Source organism: Tardiphaga alba (assembly GCF_018279705.1).
Classification (GTDB): domain Bacteria; phylum Pseudomonadota; class Alphaproteobacteria; order Rhizobiales; family Xanthobacteraceae; genus Tardiphaga; species Tardiphaga alba.
Genome location: NZ_CP036498.1, coordinates 4,518,027 through 4,530,176, shown reverse-complemented (window position 1 = coordinate 4,530,176; position 12,150 = coordinate 4,518,027). Strand labels below are relative to the sequence as shown.

General features: G+C 61.9%; 10 protein-coding genes. 6 read left to right on the top strand and 4 right to left on the bottom strand.

What is annotated here, in order from left to right:
- The first annotated feature begins 8 nt into the window (after positions 1–8).
- From tcuA to RPMA_RS21580, 5 genes are all read left to right on the top strand, one after another.
- Positions 9–1,439: an FAD-dependent tricarballylate dehydrogenase TcuA gene (gene tcuA, locus RPMA_RS21600; RefSeq protein WP_211913768.1), complete on the top strand. Its 1,431-nt coding sequence runs from the start codon at positions 9–11 to the stop codon at positions 1,437–1,439.
- Positions 1,423–2,631, top strand: a complete 1,209-nt coding sequence (gene tcuB, locus RPMA_RS21595) for a tricarballylate utilization 4Fe-4S protein TcuB (RefSeq protein ID WP_211909702.1) — start codon at positions 1,423–1,425, stop codon at positions 2,629–2,631. The genes tcuA and tcuB overlap by 17 nt, the downstream gene beginning before the upstream one ends.
- 105 nt (positions 2,632–2,736) lie before the next feature.
- On the top strand, positions 2,737–3,675 hold the full coding sequence (locus RPMA_RS21590) for a 3-hydroxyacyl-CoA dehydrogenase NAD-binding domain-containing protein (protein WP_211909701.1): 939 nt from the start codon (positions 2,737–2,739) through the stop codon (positions 3,673–3,675).
- A gap of 305 nt (positions 3,676–3,980) precedes the next feature.
- The gene (locus RPMA_RS21585) at positions 3,981–5,276 is read left to right on the top strand and encodes a glycoside hydrolase family 113 (RefSeq protein WP_211909700.1); all 1,296 of its coding nucleotides are present in this window, start codon (positions 3,981–3,983) and stop codon (positions 5,274–5,276) included.
- On the top strand, positions 5,195–7,123 hold the full coding sequence (locus tag RPMA_RS21580) for a hypothetical protein (RefSeq protein WP_211909699.1): 1,929 nt from the start codon (positions 5,195–5,197) through the stop codon (positions 7,121–7,123). The genes RPMA_RS21585 and RPMA_RS21580 overlap by 82 nt, the downstream gene beginning before the upstream one ends.
- Before the next feature lie 19 nt (positions 7,124–7,142).
- Here the strand turns inward: RPMA_RS21580 and RPMA_RS21575 are convergent, their stop codons facing one another.
- The 4 genes from RPMA_RS21575 to RPMA_RS21560 are packed head-to-tail and all read right to left on the bottom strand — an operon-like array spanning position 7,143 to position 10,838.
- Positions 7,143–7,532, bottom strand: a complete 390-nt coding sequence (locus RPMA_RS21575) for a hypothetical protein (RefSeq protein ID WP_211909698.1) — start codon at positions 7,530–7,532, stop codon at positions 7,143–7,145.
- A gap of 14 nt (positions 7,533–7,546) precedes the next feature.
- Positions 7,547–8,713, bottom strand: a complete 1,167-nt coding sequence (locus RPMA_RS21570; protein ID WP_211909697.1) for a glycosyltransferase family 4 protein — start codon at positions 8,711–8,713, stop codon at positions 7,547–7,549.
- A gap of 17 nt (positions 8,714–8,730) precedes the next feature.
- Positions 8,731–10,011 carry a glycosyltransferase family 4 protein gene (locus RPMA_RS21565; RefSeq protein WP_211909696.1) on the bottom strand — a complete coding sequence of 427 codons (1,281 nt, stop codon included), beginning with the start codon at positions 10,009–10,011 and terminating at the stop codon, positions 8,731–8,733.
- On the bottom strand, positions 10,008–10,838 hold the full coding sequence (locus tag RPMA_RS21560; RefSeq protein ID WP_211909695.1) for a WecB/TagA/CpsF family glycosyltransferase: 831 nt from the start codon (positions 10,836–10,838) through the stop codon (positions 10,008–10,010). The genes RPMA_RS21565 and RPMA_RS21560 overlap by 4 nt, the downstream gene beginning before the upstream one ends.
- A gap of 207 nt (positions 10,839–11,045) precedes the next feature.
- On the opposite strand from RPMA_RS21560, the gene RPMA_RS21555 reads away from it, so the two are divergent.
- Entirely contained in the window at positions 11,046–12,143 is a 1,098-nt protein-coding gene (locus RPMA_RS21555) for an endo-1,4-beta-xylanase (protein WP_211909694.1), read from the top strand.
- Positions 12,144–12,150 lie beyond the last annotated feature (7 nt).

Below are 12,150 nucleotides of genomic sequence, written 5' to 3'. Positions count from 1 at the left end.
CCTCATCCATGCCCGACGTTCTCGTCATTGGTGGCGGCAATGCGGCTTTGTGTTCGGCGCTGATGGCGCGCGAGGCCGGCGCATCGGTCTTGATGCTGGAATCCGCGCCGAAGGAATGGCGCGGCGGCAATAGCATGCATGTGCGCAATCTCCGCTGCATGCATGACGCCCCGCAGGACGTGCTGGTCGAAGCCTATCCGGAAGAAGAGTTCTGGCAGGACCTGCTCAAGGTCACCGGCGGCATCACCAATGAGCCGTTGGCACGCATGGTGATCCGCCATTCCTCGCGCTGCCGGCCATGGATGCGGAAACACGGCGTGCATTTCCAGCCGCCGCTCTCCGGCGCGCTGCATGTGGCGCGCACCAACGCCTTCTTCATGGGCGGCGGCAAGGCGCTGGTGAATGCGTATTACCGCAGTGCTGAAGTGCTGGGCGTGAAGATCCGCTACAGCACGCCGGTGAAGAGCCTTGAACTGAAGGACGGCCAGTTCGTCGCCGCCATCACCGAAAGCGGCGAGCGCATTACTGCAAAAAGCTGCGTGCTCGGCTGCGGCGGCTTTGAGTCCAATCTCGAATGGCAGCGCGAAGCCTGGGGCCAGAACGAGCGCGGGGAGTGGACCGCAGAAAACTTCCTGATCCGCGGCACGCGCTTTAACCAAGGCGTCCTGCTCAAGTTCATGATCGATGCCGGTGCGGACAGCATCGGCGATCCCACGCAGGCCCATTGCGTCGCCATCGACGCGCGCGCGCCGCTCTATGATGGCGGCATCTGCACGCGCATCGATTGCGTCTCGCTCGGTGTCGTCGTCAATCGCGAAGCCAAGCGCTTCTATGATGAGGGCGAGGACTTCTGGCCGAAGCGCTATGCGATCTGGGGCCGCCTCGTCGCCCAGCAACCCGGGCAGACCGCATGGTCGATCATCGATCAGAAGGCCATCGGCCGCTTCATGCCGCCGGTGTTCGATGGCACCAAGGCGAACACGCTGGAAGAACTCGCTGTGAAGATCGGCGTCGATCCCACGACCTTCATGGAAACGCTGAACGCCTATAACGCAGCATGCCAGCCCGGAACCTTCGATCACACCGCGCTCGACGATTGCCGCACTGACGGTGTCGTGCCTGCCAAGACGCATTGGGCGCGCGTGATCGACACCGCGCCGTTCCATGCCTATCCGCTCAAGCCCGGCATCACCTTCACCTATCTCGGCATGAAGACCGACGAGACGGCCGCCTGCCGCTTCGGAGGTGTCGCCAGCACCAACCTGTTCGCCGCCGGCGAGATGGTGGCCGGCAATGTGCTGGGCAAGGGCTACACCGCCGGTGTCGGCATGAGCATCGGCACCGCCTTCGGCCGCATCGCCGGCGTCAATGCCGCAGCCAGCGCCGGGCATCACCACCCGACTTTCAAAGAGGAACTCGCCTATGCCGCCGGTCACTGAATTGGCACCGCCGCAAGACGGCGCCTGCCAGGGCGGCATCAATCTCGCTGACGCGATGACCGCCGGTGAGGCAGAGATCGCGCGCGTCATGCAGATCTGCAACGCCTGCCGCTATTGCGAAGGCTTTTGCGCCGTGTTCCCGGCCATGACGCGCCGGCTCGAATTCAACGCGGCCGATACGCATTACCTTGCGAACCTCTGCCACAATTGCGGTTCGTGTCTTTACGCCTGCCAATATGCGCCGCCGCATGAATTCGCGGTCAATGTCCCGCAGGCCATGGCCAAGGTGCGCGTGCGCACCTATCAGGATTATGCGTGGCCGCGCGCATTCGGAAAGCTCTACGAGAAGGCCGGCCTTACCGTCGCTTTCGCGCTGTCCGGCGGCCTCGCACTGTTCATGATCCTGGCGATCGCCATGAATGGTAGGTTGATCCACGAACCCCTAAAGGGTAATTTCTACGCGATCTTTCCGCATAATTTCATGGCGCTGCTGTTCGGCTCCGTGTTCGGCTTCTCCATCCTTGCGCTGATGATCGGCGTGATCAAGTTCTGGCGCGAAGTGTCGCCGACCAAGGATGGCACGCCCGCAGACATCAAAGCTGCTGCGCAAGCGCGCGTGCCGGCCGTGGCCGAGGCCGTCCACGATGTGGCGCGCCTAAAATATCTCGGTGGCGGACATGGCGATGGCTGCAACGAGGGCGACGATGCGTTCACGCTGTGGCGCCGTCGCTTCCATCAGTTCACGCTCTACGGCTTCCTGCTGTGCTTCGCCTCCACCTGTGTAGCGACGCTGTATCACTATATCTGGAAGCTGCAGGCGCCCTATGCCTACACCAGCGCGCCGGTGATCCTCGGCACGCTTGGCGGCATCGGACTCATCATCGGCCCGGTTGGCCTGCTTTGGCTGAATTTCAAGCGCGACGCGCTGCGCGCCGACGTGAAGCAGAACGCCATGGACCGTGGTTTCATCATGCTGCTGCTGCTGGTGTCCGTCACCGGCCTGCTGCTCTTGGTGCTGCGCGACACCCGCTTCATGGCGCTGTGGCTGGCGATCCATCTCGGCACGGTGATGGCGCTGTTCGTGACACTGCCTTACGGCAAATTCGCCCATGGCATCTTCCGCTCTGCAGCCTTGCTCAAATTCAATATCGAGAAGCGCATGCCGAACCGGCTGGGGCTGGGCGGGGAGTGAGCCGAACTTGCGTGCAGCGGGCTGGCGCACGCAGGAGGTGATTGCGATGCCGGTTCCGACCGGTCACACTGCGGGTGGGAAAACGCACGCAGAGATCGATCGCATATGCCACTCATCGCACCGAATGCCGTCCGCCATGTCGCCATTGTCGGATCAGGCACCATTGGAGCCAGCTGGGCCGCCTTGTTTCTGGCCCATGGGCTCGACGTCACCGTCTATGATCCGCAATCATCCGCTGAAGCCACCACGCGCGCATTGATCACCAATGCATGGCAGGGGCTGGTCGCGCTCGGCGTTGCAAGCGACACCACGCCAAAGCCCTGGCGCTTCACCACGGATCTGGCCGAAGCCCTGCGCGATGCCGAATTCGTGCAGGAGAGCGGACCCGAGCGCGCCGACATCAAGCGTCAGCTCTATGCGCAGATGGAAGCCTGCATGAAGCCCGATGCGATCGTGGCGTCGAGCACGTCCGGTCTCGTGATGAGCGAGTTGCAGGTCGGGTTGAAGCATCCCGAACGCTTCGCCGTCGGCCATCCCTTCAATCCGCCGCATCTGGTTCCGCTGGTGGAGATCGTCGGCGGCAAGGCCACGTCGCCCGAGGTGCTGACTTGGCTCGACGGTTTCTATCGCCACACCGGCAAGGCGCCGATCCGTCTCAACAAGGAGGTCCCCGGCCATCTCGCCAATCGTCTGCAGGCCGCCTTGTGGCGCGAAGCCGTGCATGCGGTGGCGAGCGGCATCGCCAGTGTCGAGGATGTCGATACGGCGATTGCTCAGGGGCCAGGTTTGCGCTGGGCGATCATGGGGCCGCATATGATCTTCAGCCTCGCCGGCGGCGAAGGCGGGATGAAGCATTTCCTCGATCACATCGGCCCGGCGATGGAAGACTGGTGGCGCGATCTCGGCACACCGCAGCTCGGACCCGAGGTCAATGCCGCGCTGATCGAGGGGATTGCACAGGAGGCCGCCGGTCGATCGCGCACGGATCTCGTGACGCAACGTGATGCCGCGCTGATTGCGCTCATTAAACAGAAGAACAGCTGACCACGACGAATCGCAACTTTCGTCGCAAGCCGGCGCACGACATGTGCGCCGGCTTTGTTGTTCCGGCGTGGAACTGATGAGTGAGTTGCGATGGTGCGCAACGACAGATTTGCCGAAACACGCGGCAGATGCGCTGTTCCTTGGCAGGAACTGTGTTGCGTTGTGTTGCAGAGATCACGCAACGGATCGTCTTTGATAGTCGCCATTTGAATTTTCGCTTTCGGAAAACTTTGGATCGGTCTCTTAAGGCTGCCGTTAATTCATTGCGCTAAGCGTCCACGAAACCGCGGACCGGAGATCATTCAGTGGCAAATCTTTTTGACGTGCAGGGCTTCGGTGCCTTGTCGGAGTGGAACGGACAATTCGCCAGCGCCTCCGCTGCGCAGTCGTTCCAGCAGATCGCAGCGCTTGGTTCCAATTCGGTAAGCCTCACCGCGCGTATCTGGACCACGAACAAGACGACCAGCGACGTGTTCGCGCATGCCGGCAAGACCGAAAGCGATGCAAGCCTGCTGGCCGGTTTCAAGGCGGCGGAAGCTGCGGGATTGTCGGTGGTGTTCAAGGCGGCGATCTCGCCGCTCGATGGAACCACGTCCTTCGCATTGTCACCGACGGATATCAACGGCTTCTTTGCGTCCTATAAAGCCGAGATCGTGCGCCTGGCCGATGTCGCGCAACGCGGCGGCGTCGATACATTCGTCATCGGCAACGAGATGAGCAGCCTGACGGGCGCGGCCTATCGCGGCTACTGGACCGACATCATCTCGTCGGTGCGGCAGGTCTATCACGGCGATCTCACCTATTCGGCGGCCACCGACGAAGCGCTCAAGGTGAGCTTCTGGGATCAGCTCGACATCATCGGCGTCAACACCTATCCGCCGCTGACATCGAGCATGACGCCGACGGTGCAGGAGATGATCCACGCCTGGACCGAGGTTCCTTACAATCCGTATTATGCCGCGGCCTTCGACCACAAATCGCCGGTGGATTTCCTGCATTCGCTGTCGGAGACCTATGGCAAGCAGGTGCTGATGACCGAGGCCGGCTTTCGCAGCATGGACGGCACGGCGATGCGCCCGGGCTCCTGGACCACGAATGCACCGGCCGACACGGCAGAGCAGGCCGACGCCTATAATGCGTTCTTCCAGGTGTGGAGCGCGCATGGCGGCAGCTGGATGAAGGGCGTCGAACTCTGGCAGTGGGATCTCAACGGCAAATATAACGAAACCGGCTATTCGCCCATGGGCAAGCCGGCCGAAGCGATCGTCGCGCAATATTTCAGTGGCCACGGCGCCACGCTGGATCTCACCATCACCGGTTCGGCTACCCATGACGTCATCGATCTCGGTCGCGGCAACGATACGATCAATGCCGGCCTTGGCAATGACGTGATCTATGGCGGCGATGGGAACGACACCATCATCGGCGGGCCATCGATCTATGGCAAGCTGGCCACGACGACAGTGACGCTGACGGGCTATGGCACTGCGGGGGCGGCGCGAACGCCCAGGTCCAGATCATGGTCAATGGCCAGCCGGTCTCGGCACTGCTGGAGTTCAAGCCGGCTACGGATCCCGCGGGCTATCAGACTTACACGGTGACCTTCGCCAATCCCGAGCAATTCACGAGCTTCGATGTCGCGCTGATGAATTCGGCGCCCGGCCGCGCGCTGCATCTCAAGGATCTGATCATCAACGGCGTTGCCGTCGCGCCGAAGGAAGCGATCAATGCCAGTGCGCCCGGCACCTTCGATCTCTATGTGCGCAGTATCCATCTGGATGCCGCCGCGCATCAGGAATGGTTCTTTGGCGCCAATAGCGACAATGACATCATCTATGGCGGCGCCGGCAACGACATCATTACCGGCGGCATCGGCAATGACGTGATCGACGGCGGCGAGGGGGTCGATACTGCGGTGTTCTCCGGCAAGGCCGCGGACTACACGATCTCCTTCGTGAACGGCCAGCTGGTCGTGACCGACAGCGTCGCGGCGCGGGACGGCACCGATCGCATCACCAACGTCGAATATTTCAAATTCGCGGATGCGACGATCTCCACCGCTGGTTTCACCACCAGCCAGTCGGCGCTTGCCAAGGGCGGCGAATATCAGGCGCTGGCATCGAATGGCACCACGGTGACCAGCGAAACCATCCGCAATGCCGATGGCTCGCGTGACGTGTTCACCCGCGACATCACCGGCAAGGCCTACACGTCCGAACACAGTGTGATCGCCTCGGGCGGCAAGACGACACTGGTCGAGCGCTTCTACGGGGATGGCGACCTTGCCTTCCGCCAGATCGTGAATGGCGACGGATCGGTGTCGCGCAGCGATTTCGATGGCGACGGGCATCTGACCAACCTGCTGAACAGCTACAAGGATGGCTCGTTCCAGCAATTTGTCTTCAATGCCGCGGGGATTGAGACCAATGCCACGATACGCAATGCCGATGGCACGCGCGACATCCGCGAATACGGGATCACCGGGCAGGACTACACGTCCCGCCACACGGTGACCGACGCTGCCGGCAAGAGCATGCTGATCGAAGGTTTTCGCGACGACACGTCGCTCGCCATGAAGCAGACCGTGGATGCGGCCGGCACCAAGACGTTCAATCAATATGACAAGCTCGGCCAGCTGTCGCAGCAGACCGTCACCAAGACGGATGGCTCCATCGTGCAGACCCTCTACAAGGCCGATGGCGGCATCTCCAGCCAGACCATCCGCAGCGCGGACGGCACGCGTGACACCATGACCTATGACATCGCTGGCAAAGCCTATACCAGCGAGCATGTGATCCGGGATGCCGCCGGCAAGAGTGTGCTGATCGAGCAGTTCCACAAGGATGGATCGCTGGCCGTCAAGCAGACGGTGGACAGCACAGGCGTCAAGATGCTCGCCCAGTATGACGATGTCGGCCATCTCAAAATGCAGACGGTCACACAGACCGACGGCTCCTATGTGCAGTCGAGCTTTGCGACAAATGGCGCGGTCACCAGTGTTACGACGCGCCATGCGGATGGCAGCAAGAGTGTCGATACCTTCGCTGTGGCCAATCAGGCCTATGTCGCCAAGCATGACATGCTCGACGCCTCCGGCCAGCGGCTTGCGACCGTGCTCGACAACAAGGACGGTTCGCACACCATGACCGCCTATAAGGCCGGCGTGACGCTAACCGGCACGGCGGGCAACGACATCATGAACAGCGCCGGCGGTGACACTTTCGTGTTCAAGCAGGCGTCAGGCCACGATGTGATCAACAATTTCCATGCCGGGCCGGGCGCCAATCACGATGTGATCCAGATCGCCTCGTCGATCGCGAAGGATCTTGCGCAGCTGGCGGTCCATGTGGTCGGTCAGGATACGGTGATCGATCTCGGCCACGATGCGTCGATCACGTTAAAAGGTGTGACCGCCCCGCTGACGTCGCATGATGTTCTGATCGTCTGATCCGTAAGCAGGGGCTGGCTTAGGTCAGCCCCTTGATCTGCTTGCATGAGGTCGCGCCGGTCGATGACAGGCGCACGATCTGCGGCATGGATTTGGCAACGGCCAGATCCTTCTTCGACAGAAAGCGCAGCGTGGCGCGCGGATTGGCGTCGCAGAAGCGCGATAGCGTAGCCGCCGTGGCGGGGATCGTGTCCTGCTTGGGGATCACGGCGATGCCGCCGTCCTTGAGGATGAAGGCATCCTGCACATTCGACATGGTGGCCGTCGCCACGCAGATCTTGAACAGGCCGTCATAGGTCTGAGGCGCCATTTCGAGATCGCCGGCCAGGCCGCCGAGCAGATATTCGCGGCTCTTGTTGCAGCTGTCGGCATGCGCGGCCGCAGTGGACAGCATCAGCAGTGACAACATGATCGCAAGCCGCCTCATGCCGACAGCGCCTCGATCGGCGATGCTCGCCGCGGCAGCCGATAGGTTTCGGCCGCGCATCGTTCCCATGACAGGTCCTGCGCATGCCTGCGTGCGCCAGCGGCGAGGCGGGTGCGCAATTCGCCGTCATCGGCAAGCTGCTGGATGACGCTGGTGATCACGTCGATCCGCGGCTGCACCAGCAGGCCGGATCCGCCGGCCAGCACGGCATCCGGAACGCCGCCGATATCGCTGGCGACGCTCGGCAGGCCCGCGGCGCCGGCTTCGAGATAGACGAGGCCAAAACCTTCGACGCGGCCTGAGGATTCCGGCAGGCCGGTGAGACAGAAGAAGTCGGCGGCGCCGTAGAGATCGCGGATCTCCTCATTCGACAGCGCGCCGAGTAGCCGCACGTCGCAATCCGAATGGCGGATCATGCGGCGGACATCGTCCACATAATCGGCTTCGCCCTCGGGGCCGATGACCAGCCAGGTGATGCGGCGGCGTAATTCGTCGGGCAATTGCGCCAATGCCGCAAGCGTTAGGTGATGTCCCTTGCGGCGCGTGATCCGCGCGACCGTGATCATGACGATCCGGTCCGGCGCGATCTCGCGATGCGCGCGCACCGTTGCGCGGTCCATGCGGCGACCGGACCAAAAGTCCGACACGCCGAGGCGGATTGCGTGAATACGGCTGTTGTCGATAGCGAATTTTTCGCGAAACAGATCGCGGGTGAAGCGGCTGTTGGCGGCCACTTCGGTCCGCGGGCCGAACACGCCGCTGCAGCGGATCGCAAGACGCTTCAGCGTGGTCTGCGTTTCGTTGATTTCGGTGCCGTGCACGGTCATCAGGACGCGCGCCGGCGTGCGTCCGCGCGCCAGCGCGACGGGAATGAAGAACGGCCAGTCGGCCGCATGCACCACATCGAACGGCGCGGCGCCGATGCGGCTGCGCGCCAGCATGATCTTGGCGGGCAGGTCGCGGGCCGAATGCAGGCCGCCGCTGAAGCGATGCACCGCAAACGGCGAGGCGCGATCGTCATCCGACGTGTCCTGCGCGTAATCGGGCGCGACCAAAGTCACTTTGGCGCCGAGCTGCGTCGCGGCGGTTGCGATCTCGCGCGCATAGGTGCCGATGCCGCCCCGCATCGGGGCGTATTCACTGGACAACAGCAGGATATTCACGTCGCGTTTCCCAACACTCACTGCGCGGGTGATGGGGTCATCGAGAGCCCGCGGCCGTCCTGGATCTGCTGGTGATAGGTGTAGACACGCGCCAGCTGCGTCGCCGGGGTGAAATTGGCGATGGCATCGGCCACGCGCATGGGATCGAGCGTGCCGGCATCGATGCTGTCGCGCACTTCGACGAACCGGTCGGCCAGCGCTTCCACCATCTCGTCGCGCGAGGAGCTGCGCGGGATCAGATAGCCGCTCGGGCCGTCATCGATCACCGATTCGAGTTGCGGCAGATGCACGGCGACGGTGGGCCGCCCGACGGCGAGCGTCTCGAGCACGCAGCGCGGCATGCCCTCGAATTCCGACGTCAGGATGCCGGCATGTGCGCTCGCCAGCGTCGATGCCATGCCGAGCGCATCCTTGAAGCCGTGACGCACGGTGATGTCTTCGATGGCGGCGAATTCCGGGAAACGATGCGGATCGCTGGTGCCGATGTAATGGAATTCGAGCTTCCCGTTTAGCTTCTCGCGCAACCGCGCGATGGTGCGGAACATCAGCGGTGGATCCTTGAACTCGTCGAGACGACCCGCAAAGATCACGCGGAAGGGATCGGTGCTACCCGGGAAAGGCTGCGGCTTGAAGATGTCGGTGTTTACCCAGGTCCACAGCGTATCGATCTTGTCGCGATGGGCGGGATAGGTGCCCTTCAGCCGCTCGGTGATGAACGGGTTGACGCAGAGGAAGTGCGAACTGGTGGAAACGGCGAAGCGCTCGCCGAAATTATGCACGAAGGAATATTTCTTCAGCAGCGAATCCATCTGCAGCTTCGGTGCGCCCTCGCCATGCAGCATCTGCACATAGGGACGACGCAGCAGCGTCGGCAGCCATGAAAACTCCACGCGGCGCAGGTCGATGGTGCAGCCGCGCTGGCGGATCAAGCGTGATACCGGAATGAAATGGCGCAGCAGCGCCGAGAAGAACTGGCCGGTGAGCGAGGAGCGGATCGTCTTTGCCGCCTCGCGCGCCTGCTGGTCGCTGTAATGCAGGATCGGCATGAAATCGAAGTCGCGGCCCCGGAAGGTGAGCCGCCGGATTTCACCGAGCTTGAGATCACCGACGGAGTCGACGCCGACAAACAGCAGATCAGTATCGGCGGGATGGAAGGTGATGAAGTCGCGGATATAGGTCTCGAGCCCGCCGACCTTTTGACCGCGCGGATCGAAAGGGTGGATCAGGCAGATCTGATAGCGGCGCGGGGCGGGAGCAGCATTGCGGGCGCGCAGGCCGAGGGTCAGCGTGGACGTCATGCGGCTTTCCTTGTGCGGGGAGACGTGAAGAAGCGGGTGCGGGCACTGATGATTTGCGGCAGTGTGCCGACAAGAAGACGCGGAACCGCAGCCGCGCAGCGCGCATAGCGCGGCGCGAGGCGGCGCGGATCATTGATCATGCGCCAGGCCCATTCGAGCCCGGCCTTTTGCGCAATACGCGGCGCGCGGACTTGCGTGCCAGCGATAAAATCGAGCGATGCACCTATGCACAGGAAGCCGATGCCATCGAGTTCGTCGAGACAGCGTGATGCGAAGACTTCTTGCTTCGGCGCGCCGAGCGCGAGGAAACAGAGCTTTGCGCCAGATGCGCGAATGCGCGCGATGGCGTCGTCCGCTTCTGTCGAGAACGCATCGAAGCCGCGGCCGGGCGCAAAGATGCCGGCGACATCAAGGCCGTCATAGCGACGTTGCAGTTCGATCGCGGATTTTTCCAGCGTAGGTGTATCAGAACCGAACAGGAAGATCGGCAGGCCCTTTTCACCCGCAGCCGCGCATAGCGGTTCCACGAGATCGGCGCCGGTGGTGCGCGAGATGGGAACTCCGAGCAGACGGCTGAGCACGACGATGGGGAATCCATCGGCCGTTACGAAACGTGCGCGACGATAGGCGGCACGGAAGTCGGGCTTCTGTTGCAATTGAACAACATGATCGAGATTGAGCGTGCAAACGCTGAATTTCTCGCCCTGTTCGGCGGCATCGACGATGGATGTCACCGCTTCCGATAGCGATGACACATTCACCGTCACGCCATCGACGGTGAGATTGTCCTTGTCATGGTCTTGTTGTGAAGACGGTGTGTCCAACATGTCGGTCCCCTATGACGATGTTGCCGAGATACGCTTGTGTGAGATGCATCTGCTCATCGAGACAGCAGATCTACGCACACAGATTCGAAAGACACTCTGCTCGACATGGCGGACATGAAAACGAACTATTGCGACGCAACGATGGCGCATGCAGTCGCGTGCTATCAAAACACACGCAACGTCGTTTTGAATCGATGGAGAGTGATTATGTTCGAGTACTCAAGGCGAAACGCTCTTGCGATTCTGTCCGGTGCGACGCTTGCCATGCATCGCGATGCGATTGCAGCGCCGCAAACGCAGAGCCTCGGCGCGATTGCGGCGAAAAGTGGATTGCTGTTCGGTGCTGCTGCGGGACCTGTGATCGACAAGGATGTCGGTTATCGTGAGCTCTATACAAAAGAGACGCGGATCATCACGACGGATGTTGCCCTCAAGATGGGCACGATCGCGCCACAAGCAGGCATGATGCGCTATGAGCCTGCGGATCGATTGCTACAGTTTTGTGCGAGCAACAAGATTCCTATGCGCGGGCATTGCCTGATCTGGAACGATTGGGTGCCGCAATGGATCAAATCCATGAGCGTTGATGAACGTAGAAAATTCTTCGATCATTATATCGAACAGGTGGTGGGGCGTTACGCCGGCAAGCTGCATTCATGGGACATCGTCAATGAGCCGTTCTGGCCGGGCCACAAGGCGCCCGGCGGCTATCGGCTCGGACCATGGTATGACGCGTTTGGAACCGGCTATATCCGCCGCGCCTTCGAGCGCGCCGCATCGGTGGATAAAACCAGCAAATTCGTGCTGAACGAGGCGCAGACCGAGCGCGACGACGATGTCGGGCGGACATCGCGTGCCGGCATGCTGAAACTCGTCGACGAGTTGCAGCATGCGGGCGTCCGTCTCGACGCCGTCGGCCTGCAGGGCCATCTGCAGCCGCGTTATCCATATGATTCCGGCCGCTTCCTTGAATTCGTCCATGCGCTCGCGGAGCGCATGGTGGACATCTACATCACCGAATTCGATGTCCGCGATGACACATTCCCGGATGATGTGGCGGCGCGCGACAAGGCAATCGCCGAGACCGGCGAGAAATTCCTCAACAGCGTGCTGCAGGTGCCGGCCGTGAAGGCCGTCATCACTTGGCAGTTGTCGGATCACTATTCCTTCTACAAGGGCATCGCCTTGCAGAAGGACCCGACCACGCAGCGTTTGCCACGGCCACTGCCTTATGACGCGGAGATGCAGAAGAAGCCGCTATGGTTCGCGATGGCGCGGGCGTTCGAGAATTCGAAGCGGGGATAGATTGTGT

Coding starts and splice junctions, on each gene's coding strand:
- RPMA_RS21565 (WP_211909696.1), bottom strand. CDS start 10,011: ATGACGTCCACGCTGACCCTCGGCCTGCGCGCCCGCAATGCTGCTCCC.
- tcuA (WP_211913768.1), top strand. CDS start 9: ATGCCCGACGTTCTCGTCATTGGTGGCGGCAATGCGGCTTTGTGTTCG.
- RPMA_RS21560 (WP_211909695.1), bottom strand. CDS start 10,838: ATGTTGGACACACCGTCTTCACAACAAGACCATGACAAGGACAATCTC.
- RPMA_RS21575 (WP_211909698.1), bottom strand. CDS start 7,532: ATGTTGTCACTGCTGATGCTGTCCACTGCGGCCGCGCATGCCGACAGC.
- RPMA_RS21590 (WP_211909701.1), top strand. CDS start 2,737: ATGCCACTCATCGCACCGAATGCCGTCCGCCATGTCGCCATTGTCGGA.
- RPMA_RS21580 (WP_211909699.1), top strand. CDS start 5,195: ATGGTCAATGGCCAGCCGGTCTCGGCACTGCTGGAGTTCAAGCCGGCT.
- tcuB (WP_211909702.1), top strand. CDS start 1,423: ATGCCGCCGGTCACTGAATTGGCACCGCCGCAAGACGGCGCCTGCCAG.
- RPMA_RS21555 (WP_211909694.1), top strand. CDS start 11,046: ATGTTCGAGTACTCAAGGCGAAACGCTCTTGCGATTCTGTCCGGTGCG.